Here is a 20462-nt window from a genome sequence, read left to right on the forward strand (position 1 = left end):
TGGGCGACGTCAGGGGGCTTGGACCGCGTCTCCCAAGCCTGCGCGCGAGCTGGCGTCCTACCCGGTACACTCGGAATCACAACCCGTTGCGCCACTCCTGATCCTCACGGTCGAACAGGCGGTTCGCCTCCAGCGGTCCCCAGGATCCGGCCGGATAGGTGTGGATGAAGTCGCGCTCGATCGCCCAGAGCTTGAGCACGGGATCCAGGATCCGCCAGGCCCAGTCGACCTCGTCGAAACGCAGGAAGTGGGTGTGATCGCCCTCGATGACGTCGAGGATCAGCGCCTCGTAGGCGTCGATGTGCTCGGGCGGCAGGTTGCAACTGCTGGCGTCCAGACACTCGGTCTGGGTACGCATCTCCAGCCCCGGCTGCTTGACCTGGATCTCCAGTCGCATGCACTCGTTGGGCTGGATGTTGAGCAGCAGCCAGTTGCGCTGGAGTTTCTCGATGGCCGTGGATTGGAACAGCCGCTGGGGCGGGTGCTTGAAGCGGATGGCGATCAGCGAGTTGGTCTGACCGAGCCGCTTGCCGGTGCGCAGATAGAAGGGCACGTTGCGCCAGCGCCAGTTGTCGATGTAGAGCTTGAGCGCGGCATAGGTTTCCGTGGTGCTGTTATGCCCGACGCCGGGCTCCTCGGCGTAACCCGCCAGTTTGGTCTCTCCGCTCCGGCCCGGCCCATACTGAGCACGGAACGCCTGCGCATGCACCGTCTCGCGCGCGATCGGGCGGATGGAGCGCAGCACCTTGACCTTCTCGTCGCGCAGCGCCTCGGCATCCAGATTGGGCGGCGGTTCCATGGCGACTAGGGCGAGCATCTGGAGCAGATGGCTCTGGATCATGTCGCGCATGGCGCCCACCCCATCGTAAAAACCCGCGCGCTCCTCGATCCCGCGCGCCTCGGCGTGCGAGATCTGGACATGGTCGATATAGTTGCGATTCCAGAGCGGCTCCAGGATCAGATTGGCGAAGCGGAAGACCAGGATGTTCTGGACCGTGCTTTTCCCCAGATAGTGGTCGATCCGGTAGATCCGGTCCTCGGAGAAATGCTGGCGCAACTGGCGATCCAGGATGCTGGCGCTCTCCAGGTCGAAGCCGAAGGGCTTCTCCACCACCAGCCGGGACCAGCCCCCGTCTTCCCCGTGCAGTCCGTTGGCGGCGAGTTGCTCGACGATCGCCACGTAATGCCCCGGCGCCACCGCCAGATAGGAAAGCAGATTCGGCGGCAGCCCCTCGGCGCCCCTCAGCCGCTCGGCCAGCCGGCGAAAATCCTCGGGCCGTTCCACATCGCCGGGAGCAAAATGCAGGCGCCCGAGCAAACGTCTCAAAACCTCCGCATCCAGTCGCCCGGCGAAGTGTTCGCCGAGGAGCGCGGACACCCGCGCGCGCCAGTCGTCGTCCGACCAGTCACGCCGGCCAAAACCGAGGATACGGCTGCCCGGGTGCAGCCGCCCGGCCGCCTCGATGTGGTAGAGGGCCGGCAACAGCTTGTATGTCGCCAGATTACCGGTGGATCCGAAGATAAGAATCGTGCAGGGTTCCATCATTGGCCGGTTACCTCGATCCAGGGCAAGTGTGCTAACGTGAAGTCTGTCATAAGGTAGCCTCGCCTTGCATTTTCGTCTGCCAGACACATCCGTCTGGACTGAGAGATTTCCAAGAGAATGGAGCCGTCAATAAGCCCTTTTTCCTTTCCCGCTCTTGAGCCCAGTCGTCTGCGTGTGCTGATGGCCTCAAGTGAAGCGCATCCCCTGATCAAGACCGGCGGACTCGCGGATGTCGCCTCCAGTTTGCCCGCGGCCCTGCGCCAGCTCGGTCATGACGCGCGCCTGGTCATCCCGGCCTTTCCGCGCGCCGCGCGCGAGCTGCGCGAATCCAGGCCACTGTGCGAGATCAAGGTTCCGGGCAACCGCGCCACGATCCGCATCCTGGAGGGCCGGCACCCCGACCACGACCTCCCGGTCTATCTGGTCGACGCGCCCGACTACTTCGCGCGCGAGGGCAATCCCTACACCGACCCCACGGGACGCGACTGGGGTGACAATCCCGATCGCTTCATGCTGTTCTGCCGCGTCCTGGCGCGTCTGGCCCAGGGTCTGCCGGCGATCGGCTGGCGCCCGGACGTGCTGCATTGCAACGACTGGCAGACCGGCATGGCCCCGGCACTCCTGGAAGACCTCCCGGAACCTCCGGCGCGAGTCTTCACCATCCACAACCTGGCTTACCAGGGTCTGTTCGACCGCGCCACCTTCGACCGGCTCGCGCTCACGCCCTCGCTCTGGAGTCTGGCCGGGGTCGAATTCCACCAGCGCATGTCCTTCATCAAGGGCGGCATCATCTACTCGGACCGCGTCAACACCGTCAGCCCCACCTATGCCGACGAGGTGCGCACGCCAAGGTACGGTTTCGGGCTCGATGGCCTGCTGCGTCAAATCGGATCGCGCTTCAGCGGCATCCTCAACGGGATCGACTATCAGGTCTGGGATCCCGCGACGGATCCGCTCATCCTCCAGAACTATGATGTCGGGCGCTTCGGCCTTAAGGCCGAGAACAAGCTGGACGTGCAGCGCGAATTCGGACTGCCGCGCAGCGAGGATGCCTTCGTGCTCGGCTATATCGGACGCCTGGTGGAGCAGAAGGGCGTGGATCTGATCCTCTCCGTGCTCCCCGAGCTGCTACAGGATCCCAGGGTTCAGGTCCTGATCCTGGCCTCGGGCGAGCGCCAGACCGAGCAGGCGCTGCTCGACCTCGCCGAGGCCCATCCGCGTCAGGTCGGCGTATTCGTCGGGTACGACGAGATTCGCGCCCATCGCATCGAGGCCGGCTGCGACAGCTTCCTCATGCCCTCGCGCTTCGAGCCCTGCGGGCTCAATCAGATCTACAGTCTGCGTTATGGAACGCCACCGATCGTGCATCGCACGGGCGGACTGGCGGACACGGTGCTGGCGGCCACGCCCGAGAGAATCGCGGATGGATCGGCCACGGGCTTCGTCTTCGACGAGCCGCGACCGGCGGCGCTGCTTCAGGCCATCCGTCAGGCGATGCGCTTCTATCGAGAGGATCCCGAGGGCTGGCGCCGACTGGCCGTCACCGGCATGTCGCAGGATTTTAGCTGGGAGGCCAGCGCGAACCGCTACATCCAGCTCTACGCCGACGCGATCGCGGATCATCAGGGACAGAACAGCGCGGCATCGGCCTGAGGATCGCCGGAGCACGCTTGGAGGGTACGGCCTCCCCGGATCGCTCGTCCGAGGCAGGAGCGAGTGACCGGGGTGGCTGGCGGAGGAATCGAATCAGGCGGCTTGGGCGGGAATGGCGTCGCAGGTACGGATCACGCGGTTCTGCTCGTTGAGATAAACGAGGCTGGGCTTGAAACACTCGGCCTCGGCCTCGGTCAAGCCCGCGTAGGCGCAGATGATCACCCTGTCCCCAGGGGCGGCCTTGTGCGCCGCCGCGCCATTCACCGAAATCACCCGCGAGCCGGCCTCGGCGCGAATCGCATAGGTCGTGAAACGCTCCCCATTGGTCACGTTGTAAATCTGGATCTGCTCGTATTCGCGGATGCCAGCCAGCACCAGCAGTTCCTCGTCGATCGCGCAGGAACCCTCGTAGTCCACTTCGGAATGCGTCACGCAAGCGCGATGCAACTTGCACTTCAGCAAGGTTAAATGCATTGACTCGATCCTCTCTATGGCCGTCGGGCCAGGTCTTCCCATTCGATGAAGACTATTGTAATTCAGTTGACGCCAAGTCTACCGCACCCTTTGCTGCAATGCAGCATCCGACGATCATGGCGTCTTCAAAAGCGCCATCCCGTCCTCGGGCCTGCCGGGTCGACTAGGGCCAAGGACGCCGGATTCAGCCGGAATCCAGGGTCAGGCGCAGATTATCGATCAGGCGCGCCCGGCCGAGATAGGCCGCTCCCAGGATGACCAGATCGGCATCGCCCGAATGGGCCGGGCTCAGGTCCGAGGCGACACGAACGCTCAGATAATCGGGCCGCAACCCGCTCTCCAGGATAGCCTCCGTGGCCGCCCGCTCGACCCTTTCGATCGACTCGCCCTGCCGCAAGGACTCGCCGGCCTGTCGCAGCGCCTGATAGAGCGCGGGCGCGCGGAGCCGCTCCCCGGCGTCCAGATAGCCATTGCGTGAACTCATCGCCAGTCCGTCGGCTTCACGCACCGTCGCCACCCCGACGATCTCGACCGGCATGTCCAGATCCTCGACCAGACGCCGGATCACCAGGAGTTGCTGGAAATCCTTCTCACCGAAGAGGGCGACATCCGGCTGGGCCATGTTGAGCAGCTTGCAGACCACGGTGGCGACACCGGCGAAGTGCCCGGGCCGGGTGGCGCCGCAGAGGATGTCCGAAAGACCGGGAACCTCGACACGCGTCTGGATCTCCTGGCCGCGCGGATAGACCTCGCTGGTCCTGGGCGCGAACAGCAGATCGCAGCCCTCCCCGGCGAGTTGGCGCTGGTCCTCCGCGAGGGTTCGCGGATAGGCGTCCAGATCCTCGCCCGGACCGAATTGCAGAGGATTCACGAAGACCGTGGCGACCACGCGCTCGGCCCGCGCCCGCGCCTCGCGCACCAGTCTCAGGTGTCCGGCGTGGAGATTGCCCATGGTCGGCACCAGGGCCACCCGCTCGCCAGCCGAGCGCCAGGCGCCGACGCGCTCACGCAGATCCCGCACCCGCTCGATTCTATCCATCGGACCGTCCGGTTCACTCAATGGGGCGTCTCGTCGGCTGCGGGAAAGGTCCCGGCGCGAACCGCCTCGACATAGGCCGACACCGCCTCGGCGATCGAGCCACGCCCACGGAGGAAATCGCGACTGAAACTCGGCGGACGGCCAGGGTTGAGACCAAGCATGTCATAGAGCACCAAAACCTGACCATCGCAGCCAGCCCCGGCGCCGATCCCGATCACCGGAATGCTCAGGGTGCGGCCGATCTCGGTCGCCAGGGCCGCCGGCACGCACTCCAGCACCAGCAGACTGGCACCAGCGTCCTGCATCGCCAGGGCATCGTGCCGAATCGCCTCGGCCGAAGCATGATCCCGGCCCTGGAAACGATACCCCCCAATCCGGTTGACCGACTGTGGCAGGAGTCCCAAATGCGCGCACACGGGCACGCCCTGTTCCGACAACCGGCGCACGGTTTCCAGCATCGGCGCCCCGCCCTCCAGCTTGACGACCTGGGCACCGCCCTCCTGCATGAGACGAGCCGCGTTCTCGAGCGCGCGCTCCGGCGTGGCGCAGGCGAGAAAGGGCAGATCCGCCACCAGGAGCGCCCGCTCACGGCCCCGCGCGACGGCGGCGGTATGATAGACCATCTGCGCGACGGTCACGGGTACCGTGGTGGCATGGCCCTGCAGGACCATTCCCAGGGAATCTCCGACCAGCATGAGATCGACCCCGGCCGAATCCAGCAGGCGCGCGAAGCTGGCGTCGTAACAGGTGAGGCTAACGATCCGCTCGCCGCGCGACTTCATGGCGGCGAGCGTGGCGACGGACATGGGCGCAACGGACATCGTCGGCTCCGAATGAATCAAGTTGGCGGGAGAATAGCGGTCGGCCCGCGCGGGCGCTAGCGGATTGGTCCGGACGGGGCGCGGCGATCCTTTTCGACGCGACTCGCCAGGGATTGGATCACCGGCGGCCATGAGAGTTCTCAGCGATCGCCCGCCATCACCCCACGACCTCGTTGGCCGAACCACTGGGCTTGCGGCGGCGGCGCGGACGTCGGCGACCACGCGCGGCATCCGTCATGCTCGCGCGCTCCTGACTGCTCGCGTCCTGAAAGCGCGTCCACCAGGCCGCCAGTTCGGGATCCGACTCACCGGACTCGGCCCGCAGCAGCAGAAAGTCATAGGCCGCGCGGAAACGCGGATGGGTGATGAGGCGATAGGGCCGCTTGCCGTCGCGCTGTTCCAGGCGCGGTTGCAAGGCCCAGATCTCGCGCATCGGCAGCGAGAACCGTTTCGGAATGGCGACCAGCGGCTGTTGCCGGGAGCACACCTCGGACGAGGCCAGGAGAATCGCCTCGTTCGCCCCCATCCCCTCCGCGACTAGGGCCTCGAAGCGCAGACGCACCGGCTCCCAAAGCAGAACCCCGAAGAGAAAGGCCGGCGTGACCGGCTTGTCTTCCAGCAGACGCTTGTCCGTGTTGGACAGACCACGACTGACGAAGGTAATGGGGAAGTCGTGATCCTCGCGCGCCAGGGCGTCCTCGGTCGCCGGGAAGAGATGACCGAACAACCCGTAGTGACGGAGCTTTTCAAAGACCCCGAGTCCATAGCCGGAGTGGAAGAGCTTGATCAGCTCATCGAACAGTCGCGCCGCCGGGATATCGCCCAACAGATGCCCGAGATCGAAGAGTGGGCGCTCCGTCGCCGGCTCGATCGTGAAGCCGAGCTTGCAGGCGAAGCGCACCGCCCGCAGCATCCGCACCGGATCCTCCCGATAGCGTTGCTCGGGCTCGCCGATCAGGCGCATCTGGCCGAGACGCAGGTCGGTCAGACCACCGGCGTAGTCGACCAGCGAGAAATCCGCGATGTCGTAATAGAGCGCATTGATGGTGAAATCCCGCCGCAGCGCATCTTCCGCGATCGTGCCGTAGCTGTTGTCGCGCACGATCATGCCGTTCTCGACTTGCCGATCCGTCGTGGTGTCGTCATCCACCCCGCTGCCGCGGAAGGTCGCGACCTCGATGATGTCGCGCCCGAAATGGACATGCGCCAGCCGGAACCGTCGGCCGATGAGTCGGCAGTTGCGAAACACCTGGCGCACCTGCTCCGGCGTGGCATCGGTCGCGACATCGAAATCCTTGGGTTCGTGACCCAGGAGCAGATCGCGCACGCCTCCGCCGACCAGATGGGCCTGGAAATTCTCCTGCCTCAGGCGGTAAAGCACCTTGAGCGCGTTCTCGCTGATATTGGCGCGGGAGATATTATGCTCGGGACGTGGTACCACCACTGGACGGATGGCGAGCGTCGAGTCGAAATGAGGGTCGGATTCCTGCATGACCTTGTTCGAGTGGATTCCTTCAAGCTGAGGGCCACGTTCGCCGAGAGCGGAAACCGAGTCCGTGGACCCTCCCCGACCGAGCATGACTTCAAGGTAATTAGCCAGTAACAGCCGCTTGTCTAATACAGCGACATGCGTATAATACGCGATTCTTGGATGCTTTACCGCTCTCTTCGTCTAGTGGTTAGGACGCTGGCCTCTCACGCCGGTAACAGGGGTTCGAACCCCCTAGAGAGCGCCAATCACAGCAGGCGCTTCCACCCCAGGAGGAAGCGCCTTTTTGTTGTCCGCTCGCCTTGAACCTCGGCGCTGACCGCACGACCCAACGGATCGAAGACGACGCCGGTCCCGCCCGCGCCAGCCTCCACTCTTAACGCCAAACCCGCGCGCTTCCGAATCCTTGATGCCGGAGCACGTCCTCCGGCCGGACATCCGGAACTCGATTCGCGCGCCCGCCAAGACGGCTCGCCAGCGAACGCATTCGGCCAGAACGCCCCTATCCGCGCCTTTACACAAGGGACGAACCGCCGATGTCGCTACCGCATGTGCGATGCACGCACGGAATCCAGATCATGAAGACCCGGCACCCCGACATCCGGTCGCTGAACAAGACCGGAGTCAAGCCGGGCATTCACGGAACGCACGTCTGGCCGTCCAGCTTCATGATCATGGAATATCTGGAAACGCACCCCATGGAAGACGGACAGCGCGTCATGGAGATCGGTTGCGACTGGGGACTGCTAGGCATCTTTTGCGCCAAGCACTTCCCGGTCAAGGTACTTCTGACCGACGCGGACCGGCAGGTATTTCCCTACGTGGACACACACGCTCGACTGAACAAGGTCCAGGTACGGACGGAACAGATGGATTTCGAGCGCATCCCCGACCGACGTCTGCGCGAGCATGATGTCCTGATCGGCGCGGACATCTGCTTCTGGCCGGAACTCGGCACCCAGCTTCGCCGACTCGTCCAGCGCGCCCTGTCCCAGGATGTCGGTCGGATCATTCTGGCCGATCCGGGGCGGTCGACCTTTCTTCGACTCGCGGACTACTGCGAGCACCAGTTCGCGGCCACGCTCACCCCCTGGCAAACCAGCGGCCGGGCGAAATCGGATGGATACCTTCTCGTGATCGGCGGCGAAGGCTGAGATATGGAGCCGCGAGAGCGGGAGCCCACGCGAACGAAACGAGACACGAACAAAAACGGCGTTGGTAGCCTAGGCTACCAACGCCGTTTTTTAACCAACACCCTAAACCAAACTTTCTAGGCGGCTTGAGTTCAAGCCCGGAGCGGCTGGACAAACCAAGGTCCGCTGGCCTCGAAAGCGGTCGGTGGCGTGGTGCTTACTGCCAGCCCAGACCGACCGAGAAAACGACGGCATGCACGGCGATCGCCAGAAGCAGCAGCGCGTAAAAAATCGGCATCAACCAGGTAGCGGGATTCACGACCAGCCAGATCTTCCAGTCGTCAGCGGGATTGCTTGGTTTGCTCATCTTATTTGGCCTCGTGTGACTCGACTTAGAACCAGGGTTTCGCAGCGATGACGAACAAGTGAGCAAGCGCGGCCAAGCCGACGAATGCGGTGTAGGTCACTTTGAACTGCTCGTGGAATTCTTTGGCTTGCTGATCGGTAAGACCGGAAAGACTTGCCATTGGCTTGGTCTCCATTGCGGGTTTGGCGATTCCGCCACCCTTGACTTGGGCGGTCGGGGTTTTTTGTTCAGCCACTGAGTAAGGACTCCGAAGGAAATGAAACGATGTCGTAGTCGTGACGCGCGGGTAACGGCGCGAAAACGTTCACTTCCAACGACAATGCCTCGCCTGACCAGATGTCACGGGTTCAGGGGATTCCGCTGAGCGGTGTTGTCATCTTAACTTGACACTGCCAGTTGTCAAGCCCGATTTACAAAAGAAACCGAGAAAGTACGAATCGGAGCCACGCCTGCCTCAGGGGATATCCAGCCACTTGTGCATTTGCAGACCCAGGCGCCAGCGCGGATGGGCCTTGCAGTAGGCGATGGCCAGCCGGGTATTGGCGACGAGCCTCGGGCCATCCATCGGCTGGAGGAAGAAATGCCTGAAATCGAGCAGCCGCGCGCATGTCTCGGGGTCGATCTCGGGCTGAGGGTAGACCAGCTTGAGCTCATCGCCGGCCATCAACCGAAGCGGCGCGCCGGCCTTGGGGCTCACGCAGATCCAGTCGAGCCCCGGCGGCGCCTCGCGGGTTCCGTTGGTCTCGACGGCCACCTCGCCGCCACGCCGATGCAGGGCCTCGATCAGCGGGGCATCGAGCTGCAACAGAGGCTCGCCGCCCGTGCAGACGACGTAGGGCTTGACGCCCCCCGCCGACCCACTCGGCCACAGCGCCAGAATCCGCTCGGCCAGTTCCTCGGCGCCCCGATAGCGACCGCCACCCTCCCCGTCCGTGCCCCGGAAGTCGGTATCGCAGAAGCGACAGATGGCCCGGTCGCGATCCGCCTCCCGGCCCGACCAGAGGTTGCAGCCGGCGAAACGGCAGAAGACCGCCGGGCGACCGGACTGGGCGCCCTCGCCCTGAAGAGTGAGGAAGATCTCCTTGACCAGATAGCTCATGTCGGCAAGGCCGGACCCAGTTCGCCCCAGCAGAGCGAGGCCCCGCACCCAGGGGTGACGTGAAGATCGATGCGATCCAGCTCGGGCAGATCGCCCACCACCGCCGCGCGAATCCAGCGCGTCAGACTCCCTGGATCAGCCGCCGCCAGATCTGGCAGCACGTCGAGCCGATGGTGATCGAGACGCTCGTAGACGGGTTTGAACAGCCGCTTGACGTCGCCGTAGTCGATGGTCCACCCGAGCACGGCGTCCAGCGGCGCGGTGAGATGCAGTCGCAGCCAATAGCTGTGGCCATGCAAGCGCCGCCGCGCGTCGCCCTCCGGCGCCCTGACCAGCCTTAACGCACTCTCGAAACGCTGTTCCTTCCAGATGCGGTAATGGGCGCCATCGAAGTGACAGCCCGCGGTCGCGGTCTCGTAGACGCTGACCCAGGACAGCGCGGGGAATTCCGACTTGAGCCGCCGCCAGATCCAGCTCGCCAGCCGCTCGCTGGTCGGATTTTCCAACCCCTCGATGTCGTTGAGACAGACCAGATGCAGTTGCGCGCGCAGCGGCTCCCAAAGGGCGGCGAGCCGATCGAAATCGACACCCATGTCGCGCCCGGCCAGATCCTGGTCGGCGTGCAGGATGACCTCGAAGCCATGGCCGTGCATCCGCCCGCAGGGGTGCCCCTCCGGAACGTTCGGCAGTCGATGGGCGGACTCGAAGCGGAAACGGCGCCAGACGTGAATATGCTCCAAGCGGTCCAGATCCGCGCCCTGATCCCGTGTGCTCTGAATGCCAATGGATTGGATGCCGGGTACGGCGAGTCGCTCGCGCACCCAGCGGGCCAGATTCTCGTCGGTCGGAACCGCGAGGAAGTCATTGAGATCGCGATAGTCGAGCGCGCCGACGCAGCCCGTCAGCGCCTCGCCCAGGTCGTCGGTCTCGGCGCCCGGAAAGGACGCCCAATCCGTCGGCAGCTCGGCCCGGACACGCGCCAGGAAGCCATGGCCATGCCGGCGCCGACTGGGGTGTCCCTCCGGCAGAATGGCCACCCGACGCGCGGCCTCGAAGGGCGCGGCGGCGACATGAAACAAACGCTCGCTCATGAGCCAGCCTCGAACCGACCGAGCTGCGGATCGACCAGCCCCGCCTCGGTGAAGCCCTTGGCCCGCAACAGACAGGAGTCGCAACGCCCGCAGGGCCGACCCTCGGGGCCAGGATCGTAGCAACTGCTGGTCAGGGCATAATCGATCCCGAGCGCGACGCCCGCGCGGATGATCTCGGCCTTGGTCATCTGGATCAAAGGGGTATGGACTCGATAGACCTGACGCCCCTCGACCCCGGCCGCCGTGGCCAGATTCGCCAGGCGCTCATAGGCCGCGATGTACTCGGGGCGACAATCCGGATAGCCGGAATAATCCAGGGCATTGACCCCGATGAAAAGATCGCCCGCGTCCAGCACCTCGGCCCAGGCCAGGGCGAAGGACAGGAATACCGTATTCCTGGCCGGCACATAGGTGACCGGGATGCCCTCGCCCATCGCCCCCGGATCCCGCCCCTTGGGCACCTCCAGATCGGCGGTCAGGGCGGATCCGCCGAAACGGCGCAGATCGATTTCGGCGATGACGTGCTCCGCGACCCCCATGGACGCGGCGATCCGCTCCGCCGCGTCGAGTTCGATCGCATGGCGCTGACCATAGCGAAAGGAGAGCGCATAGGGGACGAACCCCTCGGACTTGGCGATCGCCAGGGTCGTCGTCGAGTCCAGCCCACCGCTCAACAGGACCACGGCCCGTTTCATGGAGACAGCTCGCCGGAGGCGCGACCGTGACACGCCGGCTTGGCGTCGACGGACGCTTTGGGTGACACTCTTGGCATGTTGTAACAACCAACCTCTGGTATCGGATGATGGAAGAAAACCGCATCAAACTTTGGGATCTGCCGACCCGCCTCTTCCACTGGCTCCTGGTCGCGCTCGTGGCGCTGGCCTTCGCGACCGGCCTGTCCGGCGGCAACTGGATGGTCTGGCATGGTCGTATCGGACTCGCAATCCTCGGCCTGCTGGCCTTTCGGCTCGCCTGGGGCTTCATCGGCTCGACCTACGCCCGCTTCGCCAAATTCGTGCGTGGACCTGGGACCATTCTCGCTTACTTGCGTGGTCATTGGCAGGGTGTCGGCCACAACCCACTGGGAGCCCTCTCGGTCTTGGTCCTGCTCGGCCTCTTATTGTTCCAAAGCCTGAGCGGCCTGTTCGCCACCGACGACATCGCCTTCAAGGGGCCACTGCAGGCGCTGGTTCCAACCGACACGAGCGACTGGCTCAGCGGTCTGCATCGCCAGGCGATCTGGCTCATTGGCGGGCTCGTCAGCCTGCATCTCGGCGCCACGCTGTTCCACACCTGGTTCCACAAGAACGATCTGATCCGCCCCATGCTCAACGGATACGCCTCGGTCAAGGATTCGACGGCGATTTCAGCCACCGGAGGCGGTCCGCTGGCCTTCCTCATGGCGCTCGCCATCGCGGCCGTCCTGGTCTGGATCGCCGCCGGGGGCCTGCTTCCGCCTCCTCCAGCCCCGCCGCCACCCGGAAGCGTGCCGAACTGGTAGGGACGTCGCCAGTCGCGAATTCGCCGGTCCAGCGGCGAGCGGCCGGATCCCCCCGACCCGACCATCCAGGTCGTAAAAACCAAGAGGCCGCCCAGAGGGCGGCCTCGGTCATCGGTGGCGAGCGGACAATCGATCAGTCGGCCCGATACTTCTTGTGACACGCCTTGCAGGCGTTACCCAGGTCACCGAAGGCGGCCTTGGTCTTGTCGGCATCCCCATCCGCGGCGACTTCCGCCAGGGTATTGGCCGCGTCGACGAAATCGCGGGCAATCTGGCCGACGTCTTCCATGTTCTGGAAGAGTTCCGGCTTCACCCGAGTCTTCACCTCACCGATATCCTTGTCGGTGCCCGGCCCGAAGAGGGCGCCCATGCCGGAGTTGGCGATACCCGCGATCGCGTTGGCGGCGGCCGAGACCTGATCGGCGTTGTAGTCGCCTTCCAGACTCGCCTTGATCTTGCCCATGTTCCAGCCCATGAACTCGTAACCGGCCTGACGGATTTCAATCTGCTCTTCCGGCTTGAGATCGGCGGATGCGGGACTGGCAAGGGCCACGGCGACGAGAGCGACGGCGGTGCTGGCTAGCATGCGTTTCATTGACTATCTCCATTTCGTTAGGGATCAGAAGTAAGCGTCCTTCCCGCGATCATCCGCGAGACGACCCAAGCTAGGCTTGATCGACGGCCGGCGTGAACACCGGCAAGGGCATCCGCAGGGTCGCGCAGATGGCCCGCAATAGTTCCAACTCAGCCACGACGACCCGTCCATCCGCGATGACGGTCGCCGCCATGGCACCGAGCAGACGTTGCTTGTCTTCCAGACGAAGCTGGTCGAGCCGGGCAAGCGCCCTGTCCAGCCGCCGGGACCAGCCCTGGCCGAGCCATTCCGACTCGAGCCAGCCCTCTTTGATGGCATCAAGGGCTTCTGGTTTCGCGCCGAGACGTTTTATTCCGGCCAGCAAGGCCGCGTGGGCGGCCTCCCGCGCCTCATGACCATGATGGGCGAGGAGGCTCAGCAACTCGACGACCTCCGGTGTGGCATCCGCGAGCTGACCACGACCCGCGATCCGGGCGGTCGCGGGACTCGCCCTATCCGCGAGGTATCGCGCCAGTAATTTCGCCAGGACGTACTCGAACAGATCGACCCGATCGTCCGCGTGGATCAGTCGCTCGACCAGATCCGAGAGGGCCGCGAGTTCCTGTTCGGGGCGTCGACGCAGCGCCGGAAAGCAGATCTCAAGAAGCGGTATCCGCAGTGCCGGCTCCAGGATGGGCGTGTCGCGCCGCAGCAGATCCACCTGTCGTTCCGCCTCCAGACCCAGCGCCTCGGCCACCATCGCAAGCTGACGCTCGCGAATCTCCGGATCCTCGCTCATCAGCAGATAGCAGATCACCTCCGGCGCCCATTCGGGCGTATGCGCCGCACGCTCCAGCGTCCTGGGGATCGCCGCCGCCAGGAGTCCGGCGTTCATCACCTGACCGAGCCCCGGTGCGCCCATCTCCAGGACCCGCTCCGGAGTCAGCGGCAGGCCGCCGATTCCAGGTGCTGCCTCGCGTACCGCGGCAGGGGCCGGAGCCTCAGTCTCCGTCTCCGCATCGAGCGCCTGCGAATGGCGCCGCATCCGCGACGCGATCTCCGTCAGCTCGCGCGGATCGAAACCCGGCTCGATCGCCCGAATACGCTCGACCAGGGGCGGATGGGTCGCGAACAGCGGCCTGGCCAGCCCCTTGGCGAAGAGCATATGGGCCACCTCCTCGGTATCCGCGGTCAAGACGGATCCGGAGCCCGCGGCGCCGATTTTCTTCAGCGCCCCGGCGATCCCGGATGGCTCGCGGGTAAAGCGCACCGCCGAGGCATCGGCCAGGAATTCGCGTTGACGCGAGACCGACGCCTGAATCAGGCGACCGAAGAAAAGTCCGACATAACCGACCGCGACCAGCGCCAGGCCGATCGCCAGGACACCCCGCCCATCGCGGCGCGCCGACAGCCGAGCCGAACTCAGCAGGAAACGCCCCAGCAACGCCAGCACCAGGATGCCGAACAGAACCCCCATCAGCCGAATGTTCAGCCGCATGTCGCCATTGAGGATATGCCCGAACTCATGGGCGATGACGCCTTGCAGCTCGGCCCGGCTCAGGGTCTCCAGCGCGCCCTGGGTCACCGCGACCGCCGCGTCGGCGGGCGTGTAACCGGCCGCGAAGGCATTGATCCCGGCCTCCTGCTCAAGCAGGTAGATCTCCGGCACCGGCACGCCCGAGGCGATCGCCATTTCCTCCACCACATGGCGCAGCCGTCGACGCAACGGATCCGTGGTATCCGGGGTCACCAGCGTACCGCCGAGCCCACGCGCCACCGTGCCGCCACCACCACGCAGGGTCAGGATACGCCACTGACTCGCCAGGGTGATCGCCCCCAGCGTCGCCACCGAGACCCAGAACAGCAGCGCCAGGTTCGGCTCGATATGACGCGCGAACAGCCCCGGCCCGATATCGCTCAGGTAGACATCCGGTCCCGACAGGTTCTGATCGGAGCCGAAGAACAGCAGCGCCACCAGATCGACGAGCGCCACGATGCAGACCAGCGCCAGCGCGAACAGCGCCAGCAGGCCCCAGGTCCGACGCCGGGCGCGGGCTTGATGCTCGAAGAAATTCATCACGCCGGCCTATTGGAAAGCGATCTGGACCGCCTCGCGCTTCTCCGGAGCCTCGATCTCCAGTAGTTGAGCCGGCTGGAAATTGAAGCTGTTGGCGATCAGGCTGCCGGGAAACATCTCGCGCAGATTGTTGTAGGCCATGACCGCGTCGTTGAACGCCTGACGCGCGAAGGCCACGCGATTCTCGGTACTGACCAACTCCTCCGAGAGCTGCATCATGTTCTGATTCGCCTTGAGATCGGGATAGGCCTCCGAAAGCGCGAACAGTCGACCCAAGGCCCCCGACAGCCCTTGATCGGAGGCCGAGAGCCGACGCATGGCATCGGCGTCGGTCGGATCTGCCGCCACCTGTTGCAAGCTGCTCACCGCCTGATTGCGCGCCTGGACGACCGCCTCCAGCGTCTCCCGCTCGTGTTGCATGTAACGCTCGGCGACCTTGACCAGGTTTGGGATCAGGTCATAACGCCGCGTCAACTGCACATCGATCTGCGCGAAGGCATTCCTGTAGGCGTTACGCCCGCCAACCAAGCGGTTGTAGATAACGATGGCCACGATCGCCAGCAGCACGACAACCCCGAGAAACACCCATCCCATGACACTCTCCCCCTGTGGATTCGGAAACGCGCGACAGGCCCCTGAAGGACGCCAAGTCTAAACCGATTCAAGGTGCCAGCGAAAACAGCCACCCGCCCGACAAGCCCCCGAGCGACCGTGCCTACCCGAACGGCACGAATCCAGCGTGGACAGAAACCGCGACCGGGATTATATTGTCATGCTTGCTGTTGGCCCGGCTCCAAGCCACCGACAGCGCTCGGAGAGGTGCCGGAGTGGCCGAACGGGCTTGACTCGAAATCAAGAGTAGGCGTAAGTCTACCGTGGGTTCGAATCCCACCCTCTCCGCCAAATCAATTACTTAAGCCTAGCCTTCCCCTCACGTATCGTTACAGGAATGTACCTGTAACTGCGTCCGCCCTTTCGATCCATCCAACACTCGGATCCGGACTCCCGATGAGGCCGCGGTACTCCCCGTAGTGACCCACGAAAAACCCGCCACGCGGGCGGGTCTCGGCGTGGAGGCATGCCGCTAGCGTTTCATCATCTCCATCAGCGTCGCGGCGATCCGTTTGGCTTGATCGCCCTTGATCTGGGTCGCTTCCATCTCCGAGCGTAGCTTGGCCAGAGTGGCGGCTTCCTGTCGCCTGGCTTCCGCCATGCGCTTCCTGGCCTGCTGGATGGGCGAAGGCTGGATGGTGTCGGGCATGGGTCATCTCCTGGATGTCGGCCTGATGGGCTTCAATTCGAGAACCTGAGTGTACAAGCCTTTTCGTCGCGTCGCGGGCACTCTTGATCCTCGACTGGGGCGGTAACGCGGACCTGGGCGTCAAAACCGGCGTTTCACGGTAAACTGACGCCCGACGCGCACGGAGATTTCTCTCGGACGATGAGCCCCGGCGTTCCCCGCCTTGGGCTTTGTGACAACCAGGAGTCGAGCCGATGAACGACATCAACAAATCGGAAGCCTTGGCCCAGTCGATATTGGGCGGCGAGCTGGATGAGGGCGAATGCCTGGCGCTGGCGGAACACATGGGGGTTCTGACCCTCAAGATCGGCGAGACGCTGGTCACGGAGGACGAGGACCGGCGCACGCTGTTCGTGCTGGCCGAGGGACGGCTGTGCGTCTGCAAGTCGGTCGGGGGGGCCGAGGAGACCGTCTATCAGATGCGCGCCGGTGAATGCGCGGGCACCCGCGCCTTCGTCGATGGCTCCAGGCGCCGGGCGGCGCTCCGGGCCGAGGGCGATGTGACCGTCCTGACCCTGGAGCCGGCCGACTTCGAGGCCATGGTCGAGACCCATCCGCGCCTGATCTACAAGGTCATGCGGGCCTTCTTCCGGATCACCCACGGCAACCTGATGCGGATGAATCTGGAGAGTGCCGAGATGCGCAATTACCTGCTGAAAACGGGCGGTCGATACTGAATCGAGGCGCCGCGGCATCGCTCAATTACAACCGCTCGAATCCTGGAGGATCCTATGCAGAGACGCGATTTCCTTAAATCCGCGGGTGTCGGCGCCGTGGCCGCTGGCCTTTCGCTTCCCGCCCGCGCGGAGACTCCCGCCATCAAGTGGCGCATGGCCTCAAGCTTCCCCAAGAGCCTGGACACCATCTACGGCGGCGGCGAAACACTCGCCAAGCGCGTCGCGGAGCTGACCGACGGTCGCTTCGAGATCCGGGTCTTCGCCGGCGGCGAGATCGTGCCGCCCTTCGGTGTGCTGGACGCGGTGCAGCAGAACACGGTGGAGTGCGGCCACACCGCCTCTTATTACTACTACGGCAAGAACAAGGCGCTGGCCCTGGAGACCACCCTGCCCTTTGGGCTGAACACGCGCCAGCTCACCGCCTGGATCCTGGCCGGCGGCGGCATGGAGCTGTTGCGTGAGATGTTCGCCGAATATGGTGTCGTCAATTTTCTGGGTGGGAGCACGGGCGCCCAGATGGGTGGCTGGTTCCGCAAGGAGATCAAATCGCTCGCGGATCTCAATGGGCTCAAGATCCGCATCCCCGGATTCGGCGCCGAGATCTTCTCGCGTCTGGGCGCCGTGCCTCAGTCGCTTCCCGGTGGCGAGATCTATCCCGCCCTGGAGCGCGGGGCCATCGACGCGGCCGAGTGGACCGTCCCCTATGACGACGAGAAGCTCGGCTTCCACAAGGTCGCCAAGTATTACTACTACCCAGGTTGGTGGGAGCCGGGCACGCACTTGGTCTTCTATGTGAACAAGGACCAGTGGGAGGCGCTTCCGCCGAGCTACCGGGCCGCCTTCGAGGTGGCCGCGAACGAGGCGCATCTAGAGATGCTCGCCGCCTATGACGCCAAGAATCCCCCGGCGCTGCAACGCCTGATCGCGAGCGGGGCGGAGCTGCGCCGCTTCCCGGACGACGTGCTGCTCAAGGCGTATGAGGTCGCGCAACAGGTCTACGGGGAGGAATCGGCCAATAACCCCACCTTCAGAAAACTGTACGAGGCCATGAGCGAGTTCCAGAAAGGCTCGGATGTCTGGTGGGGCATCGCCGAGTCCTCCATCTCGAACTTCGGTCAGGCCGTGCGCCGGATGAAATGACCGAGGGCTAAGCTCCGCCCCTGTCGCCATCCAACCCCGGCGAACGTATCGCGCCGGGGTTGATCGCGGTCAGGCCAGCCTCGATCTCCCGGAAGCCCCGGCGCCATCCGCTCGCGCCTCGACGTGACCTGGCCAGGGCACCCGGAAATCACTCTGGAGAAGCCCATGACCACCGACCATCCCGCCACGCGGACCTCCCCGACCGGACTAGCGATCTATCTGGGCGTGGTGCAGTTCTTTCTGCTCCTGACCTGGACGGTTTACGCCATCTATCTGCCCGGACTGCTTGAATCCGTCGGCATCGCGAAACAATGGGCCGGCTGGGTGCTGCTGGCCGATCAGGTGCTGTTCGCGCTGTTCGATATCACGGCCGGCTTCATGGCGGATCGCGCCTTTCGGCTCTACGCACGGATCGGTCCTCTGGTGATGGCGGTCACGGCGGTGTCCTGTCTCGCCTTTCTGCTGCTGCCCTGGCTGCCGGGCCTTGGGGCCAGACCCGAGATCTTTCTCGCCATCACCGCGCTCTGGGTGATGAGTTCCGCCGCGCTGCGCTCGCCGCTGTTCGGGTTGCTCGCGCGCCATGCCGCGACACCGGCGGTCCCGCGCCTGGCGGGCCTGGCCCTGGTCGGCCTGGGGCTGGCGGCGGCCCTCTCGCCCTATCTCGGAACCCTGTTGAAGGGGCAGGATCCGCGTCTGCCGTTCCTGATCGCGAGCCTGGCCCTGATGCTGGTCGCGGCGGGGGTAGTGCTCGCGGAGCGGCGGGGCGCCCTCGCCAAGCCGGCCGTCGAGGAGGACGCACCGGCGCGGCGGTTGCCGGTCCTGGGTCTGATGACGGCGGTTCTGCTGGCCGCGCTCGCCATCCAGGTCGCGGTCTTCATCCAGGCCGGCCCCCGCTATCTGCGCGAGGTCGATGCCGCCTGGCTGCCCTGGCTGCTGCCGGTCTTCTGGGTGGCCTTCAGTCTCCTGGCCTTCGTCGCCGGACGTTTCAACCGCCAATGGGGCACGACGCGGGTCTTCGTGATCGGCGCGGTCGTCGGCGCCCTGGGGCTGGGTCTGACCAGCCTTCCCGGCCTGGTCGCGGCGATCGGCGGCTATGCGCTGGCGGGGCTCGGTTGGGGCGCCGCCCTGCCGAGCGCCTTCGGGCTGGCCGCCGAGCGCGGGCGTCCGGATCGGGTCGCGACCCTGACCGGCGTGCTCTTCGCGGTCCTGGCCGGCGCGGCCTTCCTGCGCATCGGCCTCAACCTGAGCGGCTGGCCCACGCAGCCGGAGTGGACGAGCTGGATCCTGGCCACGCCACCGATCGCCTGGCTGCTGGGTGGCGCCCTGATGGGATTCTTGATCCACCGATACCTGACTCGCGCCAGATCGGTCTAGATGCCGCGCGGCGATCGGCGCCCCTGACCGGCGCCTAAAGCCCGGCGGATCCCCGCTCGGAGAGATCCAGCAGTCGGTCGGCCAGATCCAGGATCTCATCGGCGCGTGCGATGCGGGCTCGCCAGGACTCGGGGATGGCGTCCAGACCATAGTAGGCGCCCGCGAGCTGGCCATGGATGGCGCCCGTGGTGTCGGCATCCTCTCCCAGATTGACCGCCTTCAGCACCCCGTCGCGGAAATTGTCGGTCGTCCAGAAGGCCCAGAGCGCTGCTTCCAGCGACTGGACCACATAGCCGGTTCCCCGGATCGCCGGCGGCCGACGGTCCTTGAAGCGGCCCCTGGCGATGAGATCGATCTGATGACCGAGCGGATGCGCCACCCAATCGACACCCTCCGGGGCGAACCGGGAGGCGAGCAGTTCGTCCTTCGCAAGACCGTGCAGCGCGCCCACCATCAGCCCCGCCATGTACCGACAGGCGTCGACCGCCTCCGAGGCGCCGTGGGTGGTCCGCGACATGCCGCCGGCGCACCGCACCGCGCCCACCGGATCCGTCGCGAAGGCCAGCGGTACGGGGGCCAAGCGCATCAACGAGCCATTGCCGGCGCTGTGCGGATCCGTGGATCCGGCATAGGGATCGGCGCCGCTCTCGAAGCGGGCGAGCGCGGCGGCGATGGTGTTGCCGATGTCGAAACAGCGCCCGGTGCTGCTCCAATAGCCCTCGTCGCGCCAGCGCAGATAGCGGCGCATCTGGTCCTCGGGGTCGAAGCCGGCGCGCTCGATCAGGCTCTCGGCCAGACAGAGGGCCATGGCGGTATCGTCGGTCCACTGGCCGGGCGCGAGCCGGAAGGGTCCGCCGCCGACCATGTCGTCGATGGGCTGGAAGGATCCGGGCCGGGTGAATTCGAGCGTCGTGCCCAGGGCATCGCCCACGGCCAGGCCGATCAGGGCACCGCGATAGCGATCGCGTCGGGTGAGAGTGGATTCGGACATGTTTCAATCCGCGCCTGGCTTGGCCACGAGAAACCGTGCGGAACATGTTTCAATCCGCGCCTGGCTTGGCCACGAGAAACCGTGCGGAAGCGGTTAGGCCTCTCCCGCGCGGCATG

At 65.2% G+C, this 20462-nt stretch carries 21 protein-coding genes and 2 tRNA genes; 8 read left to right on the forward strand and 15 right to left on the reverse strand.

Annotation, left to right across the window (positions count from 1 at the left end):
* Positions 1-76: 76 nt before the first annotated feature.
* Positions 77-1546: a glucose-6-phosphate dehydrogenase gene (gene zwf / locus CKO27_RS01740; RefSeq protein ID WP_200373135.1), complete on the reverse strand. Its 1470-nt coding sequence runs from the start codon at positions 1544-1546 to the stop codon at positions 77-79.
* Between the two features lie 117 nt (positions 1547-1663).
* Here zwf and glgA point away from each other — a divergent pair, with 117 nt between their 5' ends.
* Positions 1664-3199, forward strand: a complete 1536-nt coding sequence (gene glgA, locus CKO27_RS01745; protein WP_200373136.1) for a glycogen synthase GlgA — start codon at positions 1664-1666, stop codon at positions 3197-3199.
* 93 nt (positions 3200-3292) lie between these two features.
* On the opposite strand, the gene panD is transcribed toward glgA, so the two are convergent.
* The 4 genes from panD to pcnB all read right to left on the reverse strand — a co-directional run bounded on the left by panD (position 3293) and on the right by pcnB (position 7025).
* Positions 3293-3673, reverse strand: a complete 381-nt coding sequence (panD, locus tag CKO27_RS01750) for an aspartate 1-decarboxylase (RefSeq protein WP_200373137.1) — start codon at positions 3671-3673, stop codon at positions 3293-3295.
* Positions 3674-3857: 184 nt separating this feature from the next.
* A complete protein-coding gene (gene panC / locus CKO27_RS01755; RefSeq protein ID WP_200373138.1) occupies positions 3858-4712 on the reverse strand; it encodes a pantoate--beta-alanine ligase in 855 nt (284 codons plus the stop codon).
* Between the two features lie 17 nt (positions 4713-4729).
* Positions 4730-5533 (reverse strand): 3-methyl-2-oxobutanoate hydroxymethyltransferase, encoded by an 804-nt coding sequence (panB, locus tag CKO27_RS01760; protein ID WP_200373140.1) that lies wholly within the window; start codon positions 5531-5533, stop codon positions 4730-4732.
* A gap of 157 nt (positions 5534-5690) precedes the next feature.
* The gene (gene pcnB, locus CKO27_RS01765; RefSeq protein WP_200373142.1) at positions 5691-7025 is read right to left on the reverse strand and encodes a polynucleotide adenylyltransferase PcnB; all 1335 of its coding nucleotides are present in this window, start codon (positions 7023-7025) and stop codon (positions 5691-5693) included.
* A gap of 169 nt (positions 7026-7194) precedes the next feature.
* Between pcnB and CKO27_RS01770 the strand changes: the two genes are divergently transcribed.
* Both CKO27_RS01770 and CKO27_RS01775 read left to right on the forward strand, forming a co-directional pair.
* Positions 7195-7269: transfer RNA gene (locus CKO27_RS01770), tRNA-Glu, on the forward strand.
* Positions 7270-7600: 331 nt separating this feature from the next.
* Positions 7601-8176 carry a class I SAM-dependent methyltransferase gene (locus CKO27_RS01775; RefSeq protein ID WP_200373144.1) on the forward strand — a complete coding sequence of 192 codons (576 nt, stop codon included), beginning with the start codon at positions 7601-7603 and terminating at the stop codon, positions 8174-8176.
* A 196-nt stretch (positions 8177-8372) separates the two neighbouring features.
* On the opposite strand, the gene pufA is transcribed toward CKO27_RS01775, so the two are convergent.
* The 5 genes from pufA to queC all read right to left on the reverse strand — a co-directional run bounded on the left by pufA (position 8373) and on the right by queC (position 11440).
* Positions 8373-8522 (reverse strand): light-harvesting antenna LH1, alpha subunit, encoded by a 150-nt coding sequence (gene pufA, locus CKO27_RS01780; RefSeq protein ID WP_200373146.1) that lies wholly within the window; start codon positions 8520-8522, stop codon positions 8373-8375.
* 25 nt (positions 8523-8547) lie between these two features.
* A complete protein-coding gene (pufB, locus tag CKO27_RS01785) occupies positions 8548-8682 on the reverse strand; it encodes a light-harvesting antenna LH1, beta subunit (protein WP_200373263.1) in 135 nt (44 codons plus the stop codon).
* Positions 8683-8976: 294 nt separating this feature from the next.
* Positions 8977-9621 carry a 7-carboxy-7-deazaguanine synthase gene (queE, locus tag CKO27_RS01790; protein ID WP_200373148.1) on the reverse strand — a complete coding sequence of 215 codons (645 nt, stop codon included), beginning with the start codon at positions 9619-9621 and terminating at the stop codon, positions 8977-8979.
* Positions 9618-10712, reverse strand: a complete 1095-nt coding sequence (locus tag CKO27_RS01795; protein WP_200373150.1) for a 6-carboxytetrahydropterin synthase — start codon at positions 10710-10712, stop codon at positions 9618-9620. Before CKO27_RS01795 ends, queE begins: the two co-directional genes overlap by 4 nt.
* Positions 10709-11440 (reverse strand): 7-cyano-7-deazaguanine synthase QueC, encoded by a 732-nt coding sequence (queC, locus tag CKO27_RS01800; protein ID WP_338115832.1) that lies wholly within the window; start codon positions 11438-11440, stop codon positions 10709-10711. Before queC ends, CKO27_RS01795 begins: the two co-directional genes overlap by 4 nt.
* A 71-nt stretch (positions 11441-11511) precedes the next feature.
* Here queC and CKO27_RS01805 point away from each other — a divergent pair, with 71 nt between their 5' ends.
* Positions 11512-12213 (forward strand): cytochrome b/b6 domain-containing protein, encoded by a 702-nt coding sequence (locus CKO27_RS01805; protein WP_338115833.1) that lies wholly within the window; start codon positions 11512-11514, stop codon positions 12211-12213.
* Between the two features lie 133 nt (positions 12214-12346).
* Here the strand turns inward: CKO27_RS01805 and CKO27_RS01810 are convergent, their stop codons facing one another.
* From CKO27_RS01810 to CKO27_RS01820, 3 genes are all read right to left on the reverse strand, one after another.
* Positions 12347-12808, reverse strand: coding sequence for a c-type cytochrome (locus CKO27_RS01810; protein WP_200373154.1), 462 nt, complete (start codon positions 12806-12808; stop codon positions 12347-12349).
* Between the two features lie 70 nt (positions 12809-12878).
* On the reverse strand, positions 12879-14864 hold the full coding sequence (locus tag CKO27_RS01815) for a M48 family metallopeptidase (protein WP_200373156.1): 1986 nt from the start codon (positions 14862-14864) through the stop codon (positions 12879-12881).
* Between the two features lie 9 nt (positions 14865-14873).
* On the reverse strand, positions 14874-15458 hold the full coding sequence (locus CKO27_RS01820; protein ID WP_200373158.1) for a LemA family protein: 585 nt from the start codon (positions 15456-15458) through the stop codon (positions 14874-14876).
* A gap of 219 nt (positions 15459-15677) precedes the next feature.
* Here CKO27_RS01820 and CKO27_RS01825 point away from each other — a divergent pair.
* Positions 15678-15767: transfer RNA gene (locus CKO27_RS01825), tRNA-Ser, on the forward strand.
* 181 nt (positions 15768-15948) lie between these two features.
* Here the strand turns inward: CKO27_RS01825 and CKO27_RS01830 are convergent.
* Entirely contained in the window at positions 15949-16125 is a 177-nt protein-coding gene (locus tag CKO27_RS01830; protein WP_200373160.1) for a hypothetical protein, read from the reverse strand.
* Between the two features lie 233 nt (positions 16126-16358).
* Here CKO27_RS01830 and CKO27_RS01835 point away from each other — a divergent pair, with 233 nt between their 5' ends.
* From CKO27_RS01835 to CKO27_RS01845, 3 genes are all read left to right on the forward strand, one after another.
* Positions 16359-16841, forward strand: coding sequence for a Crp/Fnr family transcriptional regulator (locus CKO27_RS01835; RefSeq protein ID WP_200373162.1), 483 nt, complete (start codon positions 16359-16361; stop codon positions 16839-16841).
* Between the two features lie 54 nt (positions 16842-16895).
* Positions 16896-17981 carry a TRAP transporter substrate-binding protein gene (locus CKO27_RS01840; protein ID WP_200373163.1) on the forward strand — a complete coding sequence of 362 codons (1086 nt, stop codon included), beginning with the start codon at positions 16896-16898 and terminating at the stop codon, positions 17979-17981.
* Between the two features lie 165 nt (positions 17982-18146).
* On the forward strand, positions 18147-19355 hold the full coding sequence (locus tag CKO27_RS01845; RefSeq protein ID WP_200373164.1) for an MFS transporter: 1209 nt from the start codon (positions 18147-18149) through the stop codon (positions 19353-19355).
* A gap of 34 nt (positions 19356-19389) precedes the next feature.
* Here the strand turns inward: CKO27_RS01845 and CKO27_RS01850 are convergent, their stop codons facing one another.
* Positions 19390-20346 carry an ADP-ribosylglycohydrolase family protein gene (locus tag CKO27_RS01850; RefSeq protein ID WP_200373165.1) on the reverse strand — a complete coding sequence of 319 codons (957 nt, stop codon included), beginning with the start codon at positions 20344-20346 and terminating at the stop codon, positions 19390-19392.
* Positions 20347-20462: the final 116 nt, after the last annotated feature.

Origin of the sequence: Thiocystis violacea, assembly GCF_016583575.1 — a bacterium.
In the GTDB taxonomy this organism is placed as follows: Bacteria; Pseudomonadota; Gammaproteobacteria; order Chromatiales; family Chromatiaceae; genus Thiocystis; species Thiocystis violacea.

Coding starts and splice junctions, on each gene's coding strand:
- zwf (WP_200373135.1), bottom strand. CDS start 1,546: ATGATGGAACCCTGCACGATTCTTATCTTCGGATCCACCGGTAATCTG.
- glgA (WP_200373136.1), top strand. CDS start 1,664: ATGGAGCCGTCAATAAGCCCTTTTTCCTTTCCCGCTCTTGAGCCCAGT.
- panD (WP_200373137.1), bottom strand. CDS start 3,673: ATGCATTTAACCTTGCTGAAGTGCAAGTTGCATCGCGCTTGCGTGACG.
- panC (WP_200373138.1), bottom strand. CDS start 4,712: ATGGATAGAATCGAGCGGGTGCGGGATCTGCGTGAGCGCGTCGGCGCC.
- panB (WP_200373140.1), bottom strand. CDS start 5,533: ATGTCCGTTGCGCCCATGTCCGTCGCCACGCTCGCCGCCATGAAGTCG.
- pcnB (WP_200373142.1), bottom strand. CDS start 7,025: ATGCAGGAATCCGACCCTCATTTCGACTCGACGCTCGCCATCCGTCCA.
- CKO27_RS01775 (WP_200373144.1), top strand. CDS start 7,601: ATGAAGACCCGGCACCCCGACATCCGGTCGCTGAACAAGACCGGAGTC.
- pufA (WP_200373146.1), bottom strand. CDS start 8,522: ATGAGCAAACCAAGCAATCCCGCTGACGACTGGAAGATCTGGCTGGTC.
- pufB (WP_200373263.1), bottom strand. CDS start 8,682: ATGGCAAGTCTTTCCGGTCTTACCGATCAGCAAGCCAAAGAATTCCAC.
- queE (WP_200373148.1), bottom strand. CDS start 9,621: ATGAGCTATCTGGTCAAGGAGATCTTCCTCACTCTTCAGGGCGAGGGC.
- CKO27_RS01795 (WP_200373150.1), bottom strand. CDS start 10,712: ATGAGCGAGCGTTTGTTTCATGTCGCCGCCGCGCCCTTCGAGGCCGCG.
- CKO27_RS01805 (WP_338115833.1), top strand. CDS start 11,512: ATGATGGAAGAAAACCGCATCAAACTTTGGGATCTGCCGACCCGCCTC.
- CKO27_RS01810 (WP_200373154.1), bottom strand. CDS start 12,808: ATGAAACGCATGCTAGCCAGCACCGCCGTCGCTCTCGTCGCCGTGGCC.
- CKO27_RS01815 (WP_200373156.1), bottom strand. CDS start 14,864: ATGAATTTCTTCGAGCATCAAGCCCGCGCCCGGCGTCGGACCTGGGGC.
- CKO27_RS01820 (WP_200373158.1), bottom strand. CDS start 15,458: ATGGGATGGGTGTTTCTCGGGGTTGTCGTGCTGCTGGCGATCGTGGCC.
- CKO27_RS01830 (WP_200373160.1), bottom strand. CDS start 16,125: ATGCCCGACACCATCCAGCCTTCGCCCATCCAGCAGGCCAGGAAGCGC.
- CKO27_RS01835 (WP_200373162.1), top strand. CDS start 16,359: ATGAACGACATCAACAAATCGGAAGCCTTGGCCCAGTCGATATTGGGC.
- CKO27_RS01840 (WP_200373163.1), top strand. CDS start 16,896: ATGCAGAGACGCGATTTCCTTAAATCCGCGGGTGTCGGCGCCGTGGCC.
- CKO27_RS01845 (WP_200373164.1), top strand. CDS start 18,147: ATGACCACCGACCATCCCGCCACGCGGACCTCCCCGACCGGACTAGCG.
- CKO27_RS01850 (WP_200373165.1), bottom strand. CDS start 20,346: ATGTCCGAATCCACTCTCACCCGACGCGATCGCTATCGCGGTGCCCTG.